The organism is Brevibacillus composti (assembly GCF_016406105.1).
Classification (GTDB): Bacteria; Bacillota; Bacilli; order Brevibacillales; family Brevibacillaceae; genus Brevibacillus; species Brevibacillus composti.
The window spans coordinates 4351930-4371176 of the sequence record NZ_CP066308.1 but is presented as its reverse complement, the minus strand read 5'-3'; the positions used below and the strand labels follow the sequence as shown (position 1 = coordinate 4371176).

19 protein-coding genes and 1 pseudogene are annotated in these 19247 nt (G+C 56.9%); 19 read left to right on the top strand and 1 reads right to left on the bottom strand.

Annotation, left to right across the window (positions count from 1 at the left end):
- Positions 1-248: 248 nt before the first annotated feature.
- The 6 genes from JD108_RS21715 (at position 249) to JD108_RS21690 (ending at position 6825) form a co-directional block, all read left to right on the top strand.
- A complete protein-coding gene (locus tag JD108_RS21715) occupies positions 249-971 on the top strand; it encodes an MBL fold metallo-hydrolase (RefSeq protein ID WP_198827975.1) in 723 nt (240 codons plus the stop codon).
- A gap of 17 nt (positions 972-988) precedes the next feature.
- Positions 989-1864: a DUF6282 family protein gene (locus tag JD108_RS21710; RefSeq protein WP_198827974.1), complete on the top strand. Its 876-nt coding sequence runs from the start codon at positions 989-991 to the stop codon at positions 1862-1864.
- A gap of 18 nt (positions 1865-1882) precedes the next feature.
- Entirely contained in the window at positions 1883-3133 is a 1251-nt protein-coding gene (locus JD108_RS21705; RefSeq protein ID WP_198827973.1) for an MFS transporter, read from the top strand.
- 237 nt (positions 3134-3370) lie between these two features.
- Positions 3371-4060: a FadR/GntR family transcriptional regulator gene (locus JD108_RS21700; protein ID WP_198827972.1), complete on the top strand. Its 690-nt coding sequence runs from the start codon at positions 3371-3373 to the stop codon at positions 4058-4060.
- A 33-nt stretch (positions 4061-4093) separates the two neighbouring features.
- Positions 4094-5497, top strand: a complete 1404-nt coding sequence (locus JD108_RS21695) for an FAD-binding oxidoreductase (protein WP_198830228.1) — start codon at positions 4094-4096, stop codon at positions 5495-5497.
- A complete protein-coding gene (locus JD108_RS21690) occupies positions 5494-6825 on the top strand; it encodes a (Fe-S)-binding protein (protein WP_198827971.1) in 1332 nt (443 codons plus the stop codon). Before JD108_RS21695 ends, JD108_RS21690 begins: the two co-directional genes overlap by 4 nt.
- Before the next feature lie 11 nt (positions 6826-6836).
- On the opposite strand, the gene JD108_RS21685 is transcribed toward JD108_RS21690, so the two are convergent.
- Positions 6837-8585, bottom strand: coding sequence for a sulfatase family protein (locus tag JD108_RS21685; RefSeq protein WP_198827970.1), 1749 nt, complete (start codon positions 8583-8585; stop codon positions 6837-6839).
- A gap of 239 nt (positions 8586-8824) precedes the next feature.
- Between JD108_RS21685 and JD108_RS21680 the strand changes: the two genes are divergently transcribed.
- The 13 genes and pseudogenes from JD108_RS21680 (at position 8825) to JD108_RS21620 (ending at position 19223) form a co-directional block, all read left to right on the top strand.
- Positions 8825-9874: an LLM class flavin-dependent oxidoreductase gene (locus JD108_RS21680; RefSeq protein WP_198827969.1), complete on the top strand. Its 1050-nt coding sequence runs from the start codon at positions 8825-8827 to the stop codon at positions 9872-9874.
- A gap of 62 nt (positions 9875-9936) precedes the next feature.
- Positions 9937-10017 (top strand): annotated as a pseudogene (locus JD108_RS21675) (PhnA domain-containing protein); the annotation flags it as partial.
- Between the two features lie 212 nt (positions 10018-10229).
- Positions 10230-11180, top strand: coding sequence for an MBL fold metallo-hydrolase (locus JD108_RS21670; RefSeq protein WP_228728243.1), 951 nt, complete (start codon positions 10230-10232; stop codon positions 11178-11180).
- Positions 11181-11355: 175 nt separating this feature from the next.
- Positions 11356-11661: an EthD family reductase gene (locus JD108_RS21665; RefSeq protein WP_198827968.1), complete on the top strand. Its 306-nt coding sequence runs from the start codon at positions 11356-11358 to the stop codon at positions 11659-11661.
- Entirely contained in the window at positions 11658-12116 is a 459-nt protein-coding gene (locus JD108_RS21660) for a hotdog fold thioesterase (protein WP_198827967.1), read from the top strand. The genes JD108_RS21665 and JD108_RS21660 overlap by 4 nt, the downstream gene beginning before the upstream one ends.
- Positions 12117-12216: 100 nt before the next feature.
- On the top strand, positions 12217-12609 hold the full coding sequence (locus JD108_RS21655) for a PaaI family thioesterase (RefSeq protein ID WP_198827966.1): 393 nt from the start codon (positions 12217-12219) through the stop codon (positions 12607-12609).
- A gap of 21 nt (positions 12610-12630) precedes the next feature.
- Positions 12631-13416 carry an enoyl-CoA hydratase-related protein gene (locus tag JD108_RS21650; RefSeq protein WP_198827965.1) on the top strand — a complete coding sequence of 262 codons (786 nt, stop codon included), beginning with the start codon at positions 12631-12633 and terminating at the stop codon, positions 13414-13416.
- A gap of 61 nt (positions 13417-13477) precedes the next feature.
- On the top strand, positions 13478-14806 hold the full coding sequence (gene paaK, locus JD108_RS21645; RefSeq protein WP_198827964.1) for a phenylacetate--CoA ligase PaaK: 1329 nt from the start codon (positions 13478-13480) through the stop codon (positions 14804-14806).
- Positions 14807-14843: 37 nt separating this feature from the next.
- Positions 14844-15617, top strand: coding sequence for an enoyl-CoA hydratase-related protein (locus JD108_RS21640; RefSeq protein WP_198827963.1), 774 nt, complete (start codon positions 14844-14846; stop codon positions 15615-15617).
- 9 nt (positions 15618-15626) lie between these two features.
- A complete protein-coding gene (locus JD108_RS21635; RefSeq protein ID WP_198827962.1) occupies positions 15627-16403 on the top strand; it encodes an enoyl-CoA hydratase-related protein in 777 nt (258 codons plus the stop codon).
- Positions 16404-16424: 21 nt separating this feature from the next.
- A complete protein-coding gene (locus JD108_RS21630) occupies positions 16425-17288 on the top strand; it encodes a 3-hydroxyacyl-CoA dehydrogenase family protein (RefSeq protein ID WP_198827961.1) in 864 nt (287 codons plus the stop codon).
- Positions 17272-18027 (top strand): 3-hydroxyacyl-CoA dehydrogenase family protein, encoded by a 756-nt coding sequence (locus JD108_RS21625; RefSeq protein ID WP_198827960.1) that lies wholly within the window; start codon positions 17272-17274, stop codon positions 18025-18027. The genes JD108_RS21630 and JD108_RS21625 overlap by 17 nt, the downstream gene beginning before the upstream one ends.
- On the top strand, positions 18024-19223 hold the full coding sequence (locus JD108_RS21620; protein ID WP_198827959.1) for a thiolase family protein: 1200 nt from the start codon (positions 18024-18026) through the stop codon (positions 19221-19223). The genes JD108_RS21625 and JD108_RS21620 overlap by 4 nt, the downstream gene beginning before the upstream one ends.
- The last annotated feature ends 24 nt before the right edge of the window (positions 19224-19247 follow it).

The window sequence follows — 19247 nt, the reverse complement described above, 5'->3', positions numbered from 1 at the left end:
AAATCAATTGAAAATGTAAAATAATTTGAATGTAGACAAAGCGATTTACTTATTGTATTCTAGTAATCATCCTATTTACCTAATCGTCCGACGATTTGAAACAGTTAAATCAAGGTGGTGATGATTGATTCTTGTAGTACAAGTTGTTATTACAAGTTTTCGATCTTGTATGGCAACAATCCGGTTTGGTCCGGAATGGCAAGAGGCGTGTTTGTGTATCCTCGTCTTGTGGGGAAGGGTGTGAAGAGATGGACATTACTGTGTTATTCGATGGCTTTCCGGGGAGGTCCAGCCGCGGTTTTCTCGGGTGGTCGAGCTGCGTGCTGATTCGCCGCGAGGGAGAACGGCCGATCCTGTTTGACACGTTGGGCTTTAATGAGCGGTATACCCTGTTGGAGAGGTTGAATCAGGCAGGGGTGAGCCCCGACGAGATCGGAACGGTTCTCTTGAGCCACTTTCACTTTGATCACGCCGTCAATTATCCGCTTTTTCCAAACGCAACGTTTTACCTCCATGAAAAAGAAGTGGCGCACATCGCAGAAAACGGAAAAAAAGATCTGGCCGTCCCGGTTGAGATGTTTCCGGCCTTGCGCGACTGTGGCCGATTGGAGATTCTGTCCGGCACATCCGGCATCGTCGAAGGGTTGAACTGGCTGCACACTCCTGGGCATACACCCGGACTTTATTCCATTCTGGTCGATTATCAGGGGGAAAAGTGGGCCATCGTCTCCGATACGATCAAAAACAGGCAGGAACTGAGCACCGGAGAAGTGTCGATGACATGGGACGACGCGAAAAGCAAGGAGAGCATCGAAGCGATCAAAGAGTGGGCGGATATTGTCGTTCCCGGCCATGATCAATTGCTCCGGGTACATCGAAGCGGGAAAAACGCCGAGATTGTTCCTGTAAATGAAAGCGTTTTAAACGTAATCGTCCCCTGGTTGGACAAGACTTTTACGATAAAGGCATAGAAGAAGGTGAGACTAGCATGAATTATTTAAAAGGGGCCATCGACATTCACGTGCATTCCAGTCCCAGCATTTTTCCCCGCTCTGTCGATGACCTGGAGTTGGCCGAGCAAGCCAAACGGGCAGGCATGCGGGCGATTGTACTGAAGGCGCATGAGGAATCGACGGTTTCGCGGGCCAAGCTGGTCAGCAAGGTCGTCGAAGGGATTGAGGTGTACGGTTCACTGGTGCTGAACGAATATGTGGGCGGCCTCAATCCGTACGCGGTCGACATGGCCATCCAGCAGGGCGCCAAACTGATCTGGATGCCTACCGGCTCAGCCAAGCACCATATCGACCACTACGGGGGAAAGAGCGACTACAAGGAACAGAAGTCTACCATTCGCCTGCTCCCGCAGAAAGGCATCACTGTCCTGTCTGAGGATGGCCGCCTGCTGCCGGTTGTCTATGACATTCTGGATCTGGTCAAAGGGAGCGGCGCGGTGCTGGCGACAGGTCACTTGTCCCCGCTGGAAACAAAAGTTCTCGTGGAAGCAGCCGTCTCGCGCGGTGTGGAAAAGGTCCTGGTCGCCCATCCCGACCTCAAAATCAACAAGATGGACCTCTCCCTCCAGTGTGAATTGGTGAAGATGGGCGCCTACGTGGAAAAATCGATGCTGACCCTGATGCCGCAGTGGAAGTCGATCGAGCCTGATGAATTGGTCCGGGGCATTCGCCAGCTCGGGACGGAAAACTGTATTCTCCAGACCGATTTTGGACAAGCCAATCACCCGGTCCCCACGGAAGGGTACAACCAGTTCATCCAGATTCTCCTCGACCATGGCATCACAGAGACAGAGATTGAACAAATGGCTTGTTCGAACCCGGCAGAGCTGCTCGGGCTGCAGGCAAAATAGAGAGGGGAAGTGAAGGCGATGAGTAATCAACAAGTGGTGCCCTGGTACAAAGAGATTACCAAAAGGCAGTGGAAAGCACTGATTGCCGCCGGTTCGGGCTGGGCTTTGGATGCGATGGACGTCATGCTGTACTCGATGATCCTGGTGCACGTGATGAATGACCTGCAGATGGGCCAGACGACAGCCGGTTTCCTGGCGACGCTGACCTTGCTCAGCTCCGCGGTGGGGGGCATCTTGTTCGGAATGGTAGCCGACCGTTATGGCCGGACGAAGTCGTTGATGATTAGCATTTTTGTGTACTCATTATTTACGTTCTTATGCGGGTTTTCCCAAACCGTGACGCAGCTGGCTGTATTCCGTTTGCTGCTCGGTCTCGGGATGGGCGGCGAGTGGGTAGCGGGAGCCGCCTTGATCACGGAAACATGGGACGCGAAACACCGCGGGAAAGCCATGGGTCTGGTGCAGAGCGCCTGGGCGATCGGCTACGCGCTGGCAGCCATCGTGGCGGGCGTCATCTCGCCGCTGTGGGGTTGGCGCGGCGTGTTCTTCTTCGGCATCGTACCGGCTCTGGTCGCGATCTGGATTCGAAAAGGGACAGAAGAACCGGAAATTTGGGAAAAAATGAAGAAGGACGCTGCTGCCAAGGAAAAGGGCAAACCGAAGCTGATGGAGCTCTTCTCCAGCAAGGTATTCCGTTGGACGCTGCTGGGGGCCGTGCTTAGCGTATGTGCGCAGTTTGGTTATTGGGGATTGTTTACCTGGATTCCGACGTACCTCGGCTCGCCGATTGAAAAAGGCGGTGCGGGACTCGACATCATGAAGTCGACCACATGGATTGTCATCATGCAGTCGGGTGCTTGGCTCGGTTACGTTTCCTTCGGATTTTTGGCGGACAAAATCGGCCGAAGAAAAACCTTTATCCTGTTCTTTGCGCTGGCCGCCCTCCTGGTGCCGTTCTACGGCATGAGCGGAGATCCGACCTGGCTGTTGATTCTCGGGCCGTTTGTCGCTTTCTTTGGCTCCGGGTATTTCAGCGGATTCGGTGCGGTTTTGGCGGAATTGTTCCCGACCGAGATTCGCGCGACCGGGCAAGGCTTCTGCTATAACTTTGGGCGCGGGATTGCCGCGACTGCACCGACGGTGGTCGGATTTATGGCCTCCAGCATCGGATTGGGTGCCGCATTTGGTTTCCTCTCCATTTCATTTGCCTTGGCGGCCCTGCTGGTATTCTTCTTCCTGCCGGAAACGCTGGGCAAACAATTGAATTGAGATGTGAACAAAAGAGAGAAAAAAGTTCATGTGGGGGATCTTCCCAACATGAACTTTTTTTCCTCATGCTTCCCGGTCAGCCGACTCCACATTTTTTATTTGTAATACAATAATTATTGATTTGCCTATCGGAAAAGTGAGGGAACTCTAATGAAACCGAGGTTTTACGTTGACTCTTTTCCAAACATGTTTTACAATTTGTATTACAAATAAGAAAATAGAACGGAGATCGATCGCATGTCAAAGGAAAAACTCTCCCAAATCATATCGCGGCAATTGCTGCAGGACATCGAGTCCGGGAAATACCCCGCCGGTTCCAAGCTGCCGACAGAGATGGAGCTGGCGGCTCAGTTCGGGGTGAGCCGCATCCCGATCCGGGAAGCATTAAGCGTGCTGCGGGCAGCCGGTGTGATCACCTCCCGCCAAGGTGGCGGCAGCTTCGTGGAAGAGCGCGCCGACAATGGCATCCTGAACAAACTGACGATCGAAAACGAAGATGCGGAACTGATCAAGCACTTGTTTGAGATGCGCAAGGTGCTGGAGCCCGAAGCGGCCTACCTCGCTGCGCAGCGGCGAACGAATGAGCATCTGGAGCGCATGTGGAATGCGCTGCACTGGCTGGAGGAAGAGTTGGCCGATGCCAACAAAATAAGCCTGGAAGCGGACCTGGAGTTCCACCGGACGATGTTTTTGGCGACCCAAAATCCGGTGATGATCCAAGCGATGGAGAATTTGTCGTCTTTGTACGAGCGGGCCTTGAACATTACGCTGAAGCCGAATCTCGGCATGAAAGAAAAAAGAAAGGCCGTCTACAAAGAGCATCACGATATATTGCTGGCGATCGAGATGGAGGAGCCGGAGCTGGCGAAGATCCAATGCGCGATCCATCTCCGAAACGTCGAGAAAAAGCTGAGCTTGTTTATGTAGCTGGCAGACAAAAAGGTGACGATGATGAAAACCATGACGGAAGCACAGATCGCTGCCATACGGGCGATCGTCAAGACAGGCAGGGTACTGACAGAAGAATACGATCGGTTTAGCTACGCTTTTGACGCCTCGTTCGGGACCTACCTTCCGGATGTCGTGATTCAGACCAAAGATGTGGCGGAGCTGGCAGAGCTGGTCAAGCTGGCCAATCGCGAAAAGATCCCGGTGTATCCCCGGGGACAGGCAACGAGCCTGAGCGGAGGGCCGCTGCCCGTCCATGGCGGGATGGTCATCGATCTATCGGTCATGGACGATCTGCTGGAAATCGATGAAGAAGATTTGGTCGCCATCGTATCTCCCGGTGTGTTGACTGCCGCGATTCACAAGGCGGCAGAGGAGAAAGGCTTGATGTACCCGCCCGATCCCAGCAGCTCGCATGTCTCTACGATCGGCGGCAATCTGGCCGAGAACTCGGGCGGTCCGCGCGGTCTGAAGTACGGCGTGACCAAGGATTACGTCATCGGCTTGGAAGTGATTACGCCCCAGGGGGAAATTATCCGCACCGGGGGCCGGACAGTTAAAAATGTGACGGGCTACGATCTGACCAAATTGATCGTCGGTTCAGAGGGAACACTGGGCATCATTACCAAAGCGATTCTCCGATTGATTCCCAAGCCGCCCGCCTCCGAGACCGTCATGGCGATTTTCGACGATTTGGTCGATGCCGGAAGAGCGATTTCACGGATTTTGACATCGGGGATTCTCCCTTCCAAGATGGAGCTGATGGACCAGGCGTCTATGGTGGCGGTGGAAAATTATCAGCCGTCCGGTTTGCCCAAGGATGCCGAAGCGCTGATCCTGATCGAGCTGGATGGACACCCGATGGCCGTGCGAGATGAAGCCGAGCAGGTATCCCGGGTATGCCGGGAGATCGGGGCGCGGGAAGTGCGTGTGCCGCAGACCGCGAAGGAAAAAGAAGATATGTGGAAGGCGCGCAAATTGGTGTCCCCCGCCATCGTGCGGGTGAAGCCGACCAAAATTTCGGAGGATGCGACCGTGCCGCGGAGCAAAATACCGGAGATGTGCCGCCGCCTGCAGGCGATCAAAGAAAAGTACGGCATCCATCTCGTCGTATTCGGACACGTCGGGGACGGGAATCTGCACCCCAATATTATCGCCGACAAATCGGATCGCGAAGAAATGCAGCGGGTCGAAAAGGCGGTCGCGGAAATTTTCGAGGCGGCGGTCGAGCTGGGCGGCACCTTGTCCGGCGAACATGGCATCGGTCTGATGAAGGCGCCCTTTATGGAGATGGAGCTGGGAGCCGCCGGTCTCGACATGATGAAGCGGATCAAACAGGCGTGGGATCCCCATAACATTATGAATCCTGGCAAAATTTTTCCCGAACCGGGACAAAAGTTGGTGTTGAGCGAATGAACGAGCAGCTCGAACAGTTGCGTGCCGAACTGAATTACGACAAGACAAACAAGTGTGTGCAGTGCGGCTACTGTCTGCCTGCTTGTCCTACCTACCTGACGATGGGCAAAGAAACCCACTCCCCGCGCGGCCGCATCAATCTGGTCAAGATGGCGGGAGAGGGCAAAATCAAAGATCTCTCCGTGCTGGAGGAGCCGCTGGATTTATGTCTGGGTTGCCGCGCCTGCGAAACGGTATGTCCGACAGGCGTGGAGTACGGAGCGATCCTGGAGTCGGCGCGGGCGTCGATCACGCGGCGCAAAGCCTACTCCGTTCCGCAAAAGGCGCTGCGCAGCTTGCTTTTCAAAAAGGTGTTCCCCAGCCGCAAAGCGATGAAGCTGCTCGGAGACGCGATGTGGGTGTACGAGAAGACCGGCGTCCAAAAGCTGGCGCGAAAAAGCGGCCTGATGAAAAAGCTGCCGGCCCATCTGGGAGAGTTCGAAGCGATTGTCCCGCCAGCCGTCTCTCCCCGCGAGCGGGCCAGCCTCCCGCGAGTAACCAAGGCGAAGGGGCAGAGAAAGTACACCGTCGCTTTTTTCGTCGGCTGCGTGATGGACGCCATGTTCCGCAAGATAAACCAGCTCTCTGTCCAACTCTTGGCCGAAGTCGGCTGCGACGTCATCGTGATCGAGAATCAGATCTGCTGCGGCGCTCTTCATGCCCATGCCGGCGAGATGGATGAGAGCAAGCAGCTGGCGAAGCGGAATATCGAGGCATTCGCCGCAGTAGATGCTGATTTTATCGTGAACAACGCAGGTGGCTGCGGCGCCATGCTGGTGGAATACGACCATCTGCTGGCGGATGATGCCCAGTGGGCGGAGCGGGCTCGCGCTTTTGCGGCGAAAACCAGAGACATCTCGCAAGTGCTTGCCCTGTGCGGGGGCATCGCGGGAAAAGAAGGGCCGACCGAGAGAGTGACGTATCAGCGGTCATGCCATATGACTAATGTGCAAAAAGTAACCGCGGAACCTGTGCAACTGTTAGCAGGCCTGCCAAACGTGGAACTGGTGGAAATGGCGGAGGCCAATATGTGCTGCGGTTCGGCGGGAATCTACAATCTGGTACAATACGACGCTTCGATGGAAATCCTGGATTTGAAGATGCAGCATGTAATAGATACCGGGGCGGTCACGATTGTCACGACGAACCCGGGCTGCCTCCTCCAAATGAAGCTGGGGATTGAGCGCGAACATCTGGGGGAACGTGTAAGAGCGGTTCATCTGGTCGAATACCTGGCTCAGAGGGCCGGGATTCTCGACGGAAATCCCTCGGCTCAACCGAAAGCCTGACGTCTCCTCATTCAACCGGGAACCAAACGCTTTCGCTTCCGCTGCTCATTCAGCAGCTCCATCATCTGCGCCTGTACCCTACGCGTATATTCCGTCGCATGGGCCGGGCTCGCCAGGTTGCACACCTCCAACGGGTCATTCGTCAGACAATACAGTTCATATTCCTCAGGCTCAGGCCGGGTTTTGACCCGAGTCACCCAACACGTCTCTTGTCCGAGCGCCGTACCTGGCACGGGCAGAGACGTTTCGTCTTTTATCCCCGGATGACGCCAGAACTGCGGGTGATCGAAATAGCGGGAGAACTTCCACCATTCCTCTTTTCCCTGATGATGCAACACAGCGATGACAGATTCGATGTGATTCGGTTGAATGACGGACGGATAGGGCACCCCCAACGGATTGAGTTGATGCTGGCCGCGGGTCGGATCATCGTCGGTCATGAAAAAAATCGGCTCATTGGGCATCTCACGCTGCCTCTCTTCGCGAAGATAGGGTGTCAGATCGCGCCCGACAAAGGGGCGGACGTCGCTATGCGCGCCTCGCAAACGGTCCTGGAGCAAATCGGGATCCACATGGGCCAGTCCGAGCATGGTAGGCAGGAGATCGACATGGCTGGTCAGGGCGTGGACATGCCTGTGCCTGGGAAAGAGCTGCCGATTATGGATCAGAAGGGGGACGCGCAGCACCTCTTCATAGGCGCAGTACCATTTTTGATGCAGGCCGCCATGGGCGCCAAGCAGCTCCCCGTGGTCGGAGGTAAAGATCACGATGGTATTGTCATAAAACGAGGAGCGGGTGAGCGCTTCAAATACCTTGTACATTTCCCGGTCGGCGTTCTTTTGCAGCTGATAGTACAGCTGGCGGTAAAACTCTTGACGGATGATCGGCTGCAAAGCGAGCGGATAAAGGTCCCGATAGCTAGCCTGACAGCGCGGTTTGGTCCGCAGCGATTCGGTGATCGTCGGTGGAGGGGGGACATCCGGCATCGGCTCCAGCTCAAACCGATACAGGGGCAGCTGGGCCGTAAGCGCACCATAGAGGACAATATCATGCGGGTTCACGAAGGAAGCGACAATCAGCCAAGGCGGGGCATCGGGATTATGGCGCTTCTGCCGATCCAGCGCTTCAATCAGCGAGACGGCCTCTGCCGCATACACTTCATCTCGTCCACGCAGTCCGATAGCCGCAGAAGAACCGGAGTTGCGCGGGTTTCCGCCGTGCGGTTCCGGACCGACCCAGCCGGAAAAACCGAAGTTATCCAAACGATTGGCGAAGAGATAGAGGTCTTCCTTTTGGGGATCCGGCACGCCTGTCGCGGGATCGTAGCTGGGGATGCTTTGATGGGTGCCCGGGATGAGGATATCTTCATAAGAGATATGCCATTTTCCCTTGTAGTAGGTCTGATAGCCGGCTGCGCGAAAGTAATCGCCCATCGTGGGCACTGTGCTATGATCCAGCCAAAACACATCGGAGTCAAACGGTTCTTTGGCAATTCCGGTCGTCTGGGTGACGCCATGGAGCGAAGGGTATTGGCCGGTCAATAGCGTCGCCCGGCTCGGGCTGCAAGCGGAGCTCCCGATGTAATGCCTGTGGAATTCCACGCCATGGGTTCTCAGCAGCTGCTGCGTGAGGAGGTTTTCTCTGCACCAGGCGCGAATCTCCGGACTTTCGTATACGGGCGGATAGCGCTGTTCATCCACCAGGAGCACGAGAAAATTGGGTTTTTCCAGGGGAAAGGCAGAGGTTTGAGCATGATTCATAAATCACACATCCCAGGTTAGATAATATACCCTAGATGTATGTGGCCGACAGTCGAAAAAGTAACGCAACCAAGGCATCAGGGCTCTCATTTTGCCGGTAGCGCATGAAATGAGCAGCGTTCGCTTGAGATTATCGGATAAAAGCCTCAAAATAAAGATATTCTCCGTTCAATGAAATCCGCTTTCATATGAAACAATAAGATTCGACGGGACGGAACGCAATCGAGGAGGAAGAGCCAATGGAAATCGGAATCAGCACATTTGTGGAAACCACCCCTGACGTCAAAACCGGAGAGGTCATCAGCCATGCACAGCGCTTGCGAGAGGTAGTCGAGGAAATTATTCTCGCCGATCAGGTAGGGCTGGATGTCTTCGGCGTCGGGGAGCATCATCGAAAGGATTTTGCAGCCTCCTCTCCAGCGCTCGTGCTGGCCGCAGCCGCCCCGCAGACGAAACGGATACGCCTGACCAGCGCCGTCACGGTGCTCTCCTCCGATGATCCGGTCCGTGTCTTTCAGGACTTTGCGACGCTGGACGGCATATCCAATGGACGGGCCGAAATCATGGCAGGGCGGGGGTCGTTTATCGAATCCTTTCCGCTGTTTGGCTACGACCTGCAGGACTACGATGAATTGTTTAACGAGAAGCTGGAGCTGCTTTTGAAGCTGCGCGAGTCGGAAAAGGTCACCTGGAGAGGGGGACATCGGCCAGCCATCCATAATCTCGGTGTCTATCCGCGTCCGGTGCAGAATCCGTTGCCTGTGTGGATCGGCAGCGGGGGCAATCCGGAGTCGGTGATTCGCGCTGGGGTCTTGGGACTGCCATTGGTTCTGGCGATTATCGGGGGCAGGCCGGTACAGTTTGCGCCGCTGGTGAAACTCTACAAAAGAGCGGCGGCCGAGGCTGGCCACGACGTCTCCAAGCTGCCGGTGGCGTCTCATTCGCACGGCTTTATCGCGGAGGATACCGAGACAGCGGCTGACAAATTCTTTCCTTCTACCCAATACGTGATGAACGTGCTGGGGCGCGAGCGGGGGTGGGGCCATTACGACCGGTCCAGCTTCGATGCGGCGCGCAGCTTTGAAGGAGCGCTGTATGTCGGCGACCCGGAAACAGTGGCGCAGAAAATCATCTACCTGCGCAAGGAAGTGGGCATTACGCGTTTCATGCTGCATGTACCTGTAGGCAGCATGCCGCATGAGGATGTCATGAAGGCGATTGAGCTGCTGGGCACGGAGGTGGCGCCACGGGTTCGCGAGGAAATCGCAAAGTGGGAGAAGGGCCAGTAAAGCTCGTTCACATCAACACAACGAAGGCTTCGCCAAATACCTGGCGGAGCCAAATTTTTTAAGATGGGGACCATGACATTGATTGCAAGATTGATGGCTTTGGCGCGATGAAGCTGAAATCGGAGTTCGTCAAGAAAGTATAATCCCGACCATAACCATGAAGGAATCTGCGGTGATCACCATCCCTTTGAAAGAAGTGAGACAAGTCAGACATTTCTCTCCTCCGCTTACAGACAAAACGCCAATGGTCGGTGTACAATGGCAAAAATGACGGAGAGGAAACAGAAGGCGTCCATCCTTGGCAGAAATGGCAGGCTTCTGGCCTCTGCATAACAGGTACAGGAGGGAAAACGACGTGGAAAAACGGCTGCCTATCGATTTGGGAGACGGCATTTCGCTCATTGACGGTTTTGACTTGGGTATGGAGGGCCGGACGGGCACTTATGTCATACGGGAGGAGGAACTGACGCTGATCGAGACGAGCGCCAGTCCCTCTGTACCGCATATCATCGCCGGCCTGTCCGCTCTGGGACTGGATCCGGCTGATGTCAAATACGTGGTCGTGACGCACATCCATCTGGATCACGCGGGAGGGGCCGGACTGCTGCTGCGGGATCACTGTCCGCAGGCACAGGTCGTGGTTCATCCCAAAGGAGCCCGCCATCTGGTAGACCCCTCACGGCTGATCATGGGAGCGCGCGCGGTGTACGGGGAGAGCTTTGACCAGTTTTTCGAGCCGATCATTCCCGTGCCGGCGGAGCGGGTTTTGGTCAAAGGGCATGAGGAAACGCTTCAGATTGGCCCGTCGCGCGCGCTTACATTTTACGATTCACCGGGACATGCCTACCATCACAGCAGCATCTACGACCCGGTCAGCAACGGCATGTTTACCGGAGATACGCTGGGCGTGCTGTACTCCCAGCTGCAGGAGGACGGCGTCTCCCTGTATCTCCCCTCGACCTCGCCCAACCAGTTTGACCCGGAAGCGATGCTGCGCTCGCTGGCGATGGTCAGAGAGCTGGGGGTGACCCGCATCTTTTTCGGCCATTTTGGCATGAGCAGCGAGGTGGACGAGGTCTATCGCCAGCTGGAGATGTGGATTCCCCGCTTTGTGCAGGCAGCGGAAGCGGCACAGGCGAGCGGACAGCTGGAGACGGCCGTCGTCAGCCAAAAACTGCTGGCGATGGTGGCCGCGCATCTGGAGACGCAGGGCATCGCCGCTGATCATCCGGCCTACGGTATCCTGCGCGCCGATCTGGAAATTTGCGCCATGGGGCTCGTCGATTATTTGCAGAAAAAGCAATAATACAGCGCTTTGGGAAAAACCTCTGCTGTCCGGCAGGGGTTTTTTGCTCGTTGAAAAAGACTTGCACCAATTCTGAAAACTTTATATAATAAAAACCACGACATGCGTTAAAATAACGTTATATTAATTAATCGTCACATATGTAGAAAAAACCATAGGAAAGCGGGGATATGGAATGGTGAAATTGGTGGCTATTTATCGCGTCCCGGAGGATGTTGAAGCTTTTGACAAGCATTACTTTGAAGTGCATGGCCCGCTGGCGGAAAAGATGCCTGGCCTCATCAAAATGGAGGTAGGCAAAGTATACGGGACCCCGGCTGGCGATAGCGACCTGCATCTGATCGCAGAGATGTACTTCGAGACAAAAGAAGCGTTGATGGAAGCGTTGTCATCTGCGGAAGGGCGTGCGGCCGGAAAAGACCTGCGCGGTTTTGCCGGCAACGTCGTATCCATGCATTTTGTCGAAGTGGTTGAAAAATGAGCAAACGGATCGTAGACGAGCGTGAGATCCATCACAAGCATTACGAGGAAATTCGCGCCAAGCTGCTGCAGGATCAGTTCGCGCAGTTTCTCGGCATCAACCTCCTGGAGCTGGGAGAGGGGACGGCGACCGCAGAGTTGATCGTCCAGGAGAACATGCTCAACGCCCACGGAACTGCTCATGGCGCGCTGATTTTTGCCCTGGCCGATTTCGTCTTCGCCGCTGCCTGCAATTCGTACGGCAAGACAGCAGTGGCCCTTTCCGTAAATATCGGCTTTTTGGCCGCTGCGATGAAAGGCAACCGCCTGGTGGCGACCGCGACGGAGGAGAAGAAAAACAACCGCACGGCCTGGTACCGCATCCGGGTAGAGACGGAGCACGGCCTGGTGGCGACGCTGGACGCTCTGGCGTACCGGAAAAACGAGTATTTCGTCGCCCTCGATGAAGAGGCCTAAACGTCAATTGAACAAAAACCAAGAAGAAAGGATGCCTGATGCCAAACATCGGGCTCCTTTCACCCGTTTCAACGCAAAACGAGAAAAAGGGGACGCTTTGATGACAGAGGAACTCCGAAATCGATTCAATCACTATCTGGGCATCGAGGTGTTGCACCGTGATGATCAGGGCTGCAGGGTAGCGTTGAAAATCCGCCCCGAGCTGTTCAACAGTATCGAAGGAGTCGTGCATGGCGGGGTAACCGCTACATTGGCGGATGTGGCGATGGGACATGGCGCCGCACCTTATGTAGATGGCGTGCAGCAGTGCGTCACGGTGGAGAGCAAGATCCAATACCTCAGTCCGGCGCGCGGTGAACGGCTGGAGGCGGAATCCCGTGTGCTGAAAAGCGGGCGAAGCCTGATCATCATGGAGGCGCGCGTCACCTGTGACGGCAAGCTGGTCGCCTTTGCAACCGGCACGTACGCACGGGTCGGCGGCCCCTCATCCTAATCCCGCCCGAGGAGGACAGACATGAGCCAGGAGACGGTACGATTTGAACGGGACGGGCATCTGGGCATCATCACCCTGAACCGTCCGGACGAACTGAATGCATTGAACTACGAGACGCTGGAGCGTTTGGGCGACCTGATCGAACAGGTGCGGCTCGATTCGAAAGAAATTCGCGTCGTGATCGTCAAGGCGGAGGGCCGCGCTTTCTGCGCCGGAGCCGACTTGAAGGAGCGCCGCACGCTGACGGAGCAGCAGGTGCGCCGCAATGTGCGCAAGATCAGGGATGTCTTTACAGCGCTGGAGCGGCTCCCCCAGCCGACGATCGCGATGATCAACGGCTTTGCGTTTGGCGGCGGATTTGAGCTGGCGCTCGCCTGTGACTTCCGCTATGCGGTGGCCGATGCCAAGATGGGGCTGACCGAGGTCAGTCTGGGAATCATCCCGGGCGCAGGCGGCACGCAGCGCTTATCCCGCCTGATCGGCCCGTCCAAGGCCAAGGAGCTGATATTGACCGCTCGCCGCATCACTGCGGAGGAAGCCTGTCAGTTCGGCTTCGTAAGCGCGGTAGCAGCCGACCTCGCGGAGCTGGAAAAGTTGGCCCGGGGACTGGCCGAGGAGATCCTCGCCAATGCGCCGCTGGCCGTCTATCAGGCGAAAGCCGCGATTGACCGGGGGTCGAGCGTCGACTTGCAAACCGGACTCGATCTGGAAACGATGTGCTACGAAGTCATTATTCCGACCAAAGACCGTCTGGAAGCACTCGAAGCCTTCCGCGAGAAGCGCAAACCGGTGTTTACGGGCGAATAACGGCGAATAAGAGCCATTAGAGGAGCAGACGATAAAAGAAACGGAATGAGGGGAAAACGGCATGATTTTTAATGTGGAAATGGAAACGCTGCCAAGGGAAAAGATGGCCGAAATCCAGCTGGAGCGACTGAAAGAAACGGTCAAACGAGCGTATGAGCGCGTACCGTTTCATCAGCAAGCCTTTCACGAAGCGGGCGTAAAGCCCGAAGACATCCAATCCCTGGAAGACATTCAGAAGCTACCGTTTATGAAAAAAACGCATTTGCGTGAAAACTATCCGTTTAATCTGTTTGCTGTCGATATGAAAGAAGTCGCTCGTATCCATGGCTCCTCCGGGACCAAAGGAAAACCGACCGTCGTCGGCTACACCAAAAAGGACCTGGAAAACTGGGCGGAAATCGTGGCCCGCGCAATCTGCTGTGCAGGCGGCGAGCCGGGAGACGTTTTCCACAATGCGTATGGCTACGGCTTGTTCACAGGCGGTCTGGGCCTGCATAACGGGATCGAGCGTATGGGAGCGGTCGCGGTGCCGGTATCCGGCGGCAATACGCCTCGCCAGATTACTTTGATCCAGGACTTCAAGCCGCGCGGACTCGCAGCGACGCCGTCCTATGTGCTCAATATTGTAGAGGAAATGAAGAAGATGGGCCTCAATCCGCGCGAAACCAGCCTCAAATACGGCATTTTCGGCGCGGAGCCATGGTCGGAGGAAATGCGTGTCCAGCTCGAAGAGTCGCTCGGCATCAAGGCGGTCGATATCTACGGTTTGAGCGAAGTCATGGGGCCAGGGGTTTCGATCGAGTGCCATGAAGCACAAGACGGCCTGCATATCGCAGAAGACCACTTTTACGCGGAAATTGTGGACCCGCAGACAGGGGAAGTGCTGCCGTACGGCCAGGAAGGGGAGCTGGTCTTCACCTCGCTGACGAAGGAAGCGTTCCCGGTCATCCGTTACCGCACGGGCGATATCGCCTCGCTGAATCCGGAGCCTTGCAAATGCGGCCGCACCACCATGCGCATGTCCCGCATCAAAGGCCGGGTCGACGACATGCTGATCATCCGCGGCGTAAACGTATTCCCGACGGAAATCGAGTCTGTCCTCTTGACCTTCAAACAGCTCGCTCCTCACTACCAGGTCGTGATCGAGCGCGATGGCGCCCTGGACCGCTTCGAGGTGCATTGCGAAGTGACGCCCGAGCATGCGGGATTGGTCAATGGCAGCGACAGTGGGGCTCTCGCTGCGCTGATCAAACAGATCAGCCACGATATCAAAAACACACTGGGCGTATCGGTCGTCATGCGCATTTTGCCGCCAAACTCGCTGATGCGGAGTGAAAGCAAAGCGATCCGTATCGTAGATAATCGGAACAAGTCCCAGGCAGTGATCTAGCATCTGGTCCTGCCCCGGTGAAAGGTGTGAAAAGCCCGTGTCTTATGCCTGTATCACGGTTGCGATAGAAGAATCTGTCGGTCTGATTACCCTCAATCGACCGAAGATTCTCAATGCGTTGAATTTGCAGTTAATGGATGAGCTGGTAGCCGAACTGGAGCGGATGGACCGCGATCCAGAGGTGCGCGCGATCGTCATCACCGGAAATGAAAAGGCGTTTGCGGCTGGTGCCGACATCAATGAGATGGCCGAGGCGTCCGCGATCGAGATCATGAAGAGAGACCAGTTCGCTGTTTGGGACCGCATCTCGCTGATTTCCAAGCCGATCATCGCGGCGGTCAGCGGCTTTGCTCTCGGCGGCGGCTGCGAGCTGATGATGAGCTGTGACATCGTGATCGCTTCGGAGACCGCGAGAATCGGACAGCCGGAGATCAATCTGGGTGTGATGCCGGGGGCTGGCGGCACCCAGCGGCTGACCCGCGCGGTCGGTCCGCGCAAGGCGATGGAGATGCTGCTCACCGGCGAGCCCATCTCGGCCAGAGAAGCATGGCAGTACGGCTTGGTCAACCGGGTCGTGCCGGTGGAGGCCTACCTGACGGAAGCAGTGAAGCTAGCGAAAAAAATCGCGCAGCAGCCGCCGCTCGCCGTGCAGATGATCAAGAAAGCCGTGCAAAAGGCAGAGGATCTGCCGCTGATCGAAGGCATGCACTACGAGCGTAACGGCTTTTACCTGCTGCTCGCCAGCGAAGATCGAAAGGAAGGCATGCAGGCCTTCCTGGAAAAGCGCAAACCCCGGTTTACGGGAAACTAGGAGGCGGCCATGTACGAAACGATTCTCTATGAGTTGTCAGACGGCGTAGCCGTAATCACGATGAACCGCCCGGAAAAGTTCAATGCTTTTACCGAGAAGATGAACAAAGAGATCACCGATGCGCTCAAGCAGGCGCAAAAGGACCCGGAAGTCCGCTGCATCCTGTTTACAGGGGCGGGACGCGCCTTTAATGCCGGACAGGATCTCGGCGATGTCCAGGGCGGCGCGGTAGACTTCGGCGGCTTTCTGCGCAACCGCTACAATCCGATGATTCTGCAATTCCAGAAGACGGAGAAGCCGATCGTCGCCGCTGTCAACGGCGTGGCGGCGGGGGCCGGAATGAGTGTGGCGCTGGCCTGCGACATCCGGCTGGCCTCCGACAAGGCATCCTTCGTCAATGCCTTTGTCAACATCGGGCTGGTGCCGGATTCGGGCGGGTGCTGGTTCCTGCCGCGCATCGTCGGCATCGGCAAAGCGCTGGAGCTGGCGATGACGGGGGAAAAGGTCTCGGCCGAAGAAGCGCTGCGCATCGGGCTGGTAAATCAGGTGTATCCGGCGGAGCGCTTTCAGGAGGAGGCGCTGGCCTATGCCCGCAAGCTGGCGGCACTTCCGACTCGCGCGATCGGACTGATCAAGCGGACGATGAGCAGGGGACTGGAGATGGGTCTGGAAGAGACCCTCGAATACGAAGCATTCGCGCAGGAAGCGGCCGGCAGTACGGAGGACCACCGGGAAGGAGTCGCGGCTTTCATGGAAAAACGCGCTCCCCGGTTTCAGGGCCGCTAGCGGAAAAGGGAGGCTCGGCAAGTGGCAACACATACAGAAACAGTAGGCGTGATTGGCGCGGGCACGATGGGGGCAGGGATTGCCCTGGTCTGCGCCCGCAACGGACATCAGGTCAAGCTCTTGGATACCAATCAGGCTGTCTTGGACAAGGCGCTCGCCTACCTTCAGGCGACGCTGTCGCGGGATGTGGAGAAGGGCAAGATCACAGAGGAGAAAAAAACAGAGACGCTGGCCCTGGTGGACCGGATCTCCGACATGGAGCTCCTCGCCGATTGCGACATCGTCATCGAAGCGGTGCCGGAGCGGCTTGATCTGAAAAAGAACATATTCAGCGGACTTGCCCGGATCTGTCGGAGCGACGCGCTGCTGCTCAGCAACACCTCCTCCATCTCCATCACGGAAATTGCCGGCGGACTGCCTCATCCCGAGCGTATTCTCGGGTTTCATTTTTTCAATCCGGCGCCGGTTATGCCGCTGGTGGAGGTCATCCGGGGGACGAAATCGAGCGAAGAGAACGTGCAGCGCGCCTATCGCTTCGCGGAAGAGCTGGGCAAGGTGCCCGTGCTGGTAACGGACTCGCCCGGCTTTATCGTCAATCGGATCGCACGTCCGTACTACAACGAAGCCCTGCGCATCCTCGGCGACAATCTGGCCGATGTGGAGAAAATCGACCGGATCATGAAGAAGGCCGGCGGATTCAAGATGGGGCCGTTCGAGTTGCAGGACATGATCGGCATCGACATTAATTTTGCCACCACCCAATCCGTGTACACCGATTTCTTCCACGAAGGACGATTCAAGCCCAGCCGGATTCAGCAGCGGATGGTACAGGCCGGCAGCCTGGGCAGAAAGACGGGGGAAGGTTTCTATGACTACGACAAGTAAAGCCGTGTTGCTGGCAGGCGAAAGTCCGCTGTATGCGGAGCTGCAACAGCTGATGACGGAGCGCGGCTGCCGCGTGCTGACGCTGGAAGAGGCGGCGGCTCAGCCGGAGTCTGTCAACCTGGCGATCGAGGTCACCAGCGTAGATTTGAAGGCCAAGGAGGAGCTGATCCGCAAGCTGGATCGATTGCTGGCTCCCACCGTGCCGATCATCGCGACCTCACTCGCCGTCACTGCGACCGAAGCAGCCTCCTGGGCCCGGCACCCCGAGCGCATCTGCGGCTTCGGCAGCTTGGTGCCGCTGGCGGAGCGAGAGCTGATCGAGATCGCCCCCGCGCTGCAGACGTCGGAAGCGGCGGTGCAGGCGGCGGAGGCATTCTTTCAGTCGCTCGGAAAAGAGACGGAGCGGGTGGAGGACGAGGTGGGCCTCGTATTTCCGCGCATCCTCTCGCTGATCATCAATGAAGCGGCTTTTGCCCTGATGGAGAAGGCGGCGACTCCCCGCGACATCGACATCGCGATGAAAAAAGGAACCAATTACCCCTATGGACCGCTGGAGTGGGCGGATCGGATCGGCTTGGACGAAATCTACGCCATTACCCGCGGTTTGCAGCGCGATCTCGCGGAAGAACGCTACCGGCCCGCACCGCTCTTGCGCAAGCTGGTACTGGCAGGCAGAGTGGGCGTCCGAAGCGGGCAGGGCTTCTACAGCTACGGGGACAAAGCGGGGTGTGAAGGATGAAGCAAGGGCTCACAGATGCCTATGTCGTCTCGGCGGTTCGCACGCCCATCGGCAAGCTGGGCGGCAGCCTGAAAAATACGCCGATCGACGATTTGACGGCCATCGTCTTGAACGGAGCTTTGGAGCGGGCAGGGCAGCGCGGTGAAGCTGTCGATGGCGTGATCATGGGAAACGTGATTTCCGCCGGTCCTTTCATTAATATAGCCCGCGTGGGATTGCTCAAGGCCGGACTGCCCGAATCGGTGCCGGGTCTGACCGTCAACCGCGTGTGCGCATCCGGACTGGAAGCGGTCAATCTGGCGGCACAGTCCATCCAGGCGGGACACAGCAGCGTCATGCTGGCGGGCGGCGTGGAGAATCTGACCCGCTCCCCCTATATCATGGAGAAGTTCGAACAGCCCTACCAACGCGGCGGCATGACGCTGATGGAATCCTTTGGCGGGCCCCGTTCGGCACCGGTGTCGCTGTACGGCGATCTGACCATGGGAGATACGGCGGAAAATGTGGCCGAACAATTCGGCATCAGCCGCGAGGATCAGGACCGCTTTGCGCTGGAGAGCCAGCGGCGGGCCATTGCGGCCATCGATGCGGGCCGATTTCGGGAAGAGATCGTTCCCGTCACTCTGGTCGGCAAAAAGGGAGAAGAGACGCTGTTTGATACGGACGAATTTCCGCGCCGGGACACGAGCCTGGAATCGCTCGCGGGACTCCGTCCGGCTTTCCGCAAGGGCGGCAGCGTGACGGCCGGCAATTCGTCGGGCATCAACGATGGTGCGGCCGCTGTGCTGCTCATGAACGAAGCCAAGCTGAAGGAATCCGGCCTTGCGCCGCTGGGACGCATCGTTCATTTCGCCAGCGCCGGCGTGGACCCGCGCATTATGGGCATCGGACCGGTCGCAGCCATACGCAAGCTGCTTTCGGAAGTGAATATGACCATCGATGAGATCGACTTGTTTGAATTGAATGAAGCGTTCGCCTCGCAGGCACTCGCCTGCATGCGCGAGCTCGGACTGTCGGCAGAGAAGACCAATGTAAACGGGGGAGCGATCGCCCTCGGCCATCCGCTCGGGTGCTCCGGCGCCCGTCTGCTCGGCACGATATTGTACGAACTGCGCCGCCGCAAGCAGCGCTACGGCGTCGTCTCGCTCTGCATCGGAGGCGGTCAGGGACTGGCCACGCTGGTAGAAGCCCTGTAAAGAGAGGATCACCGAACGGACAGG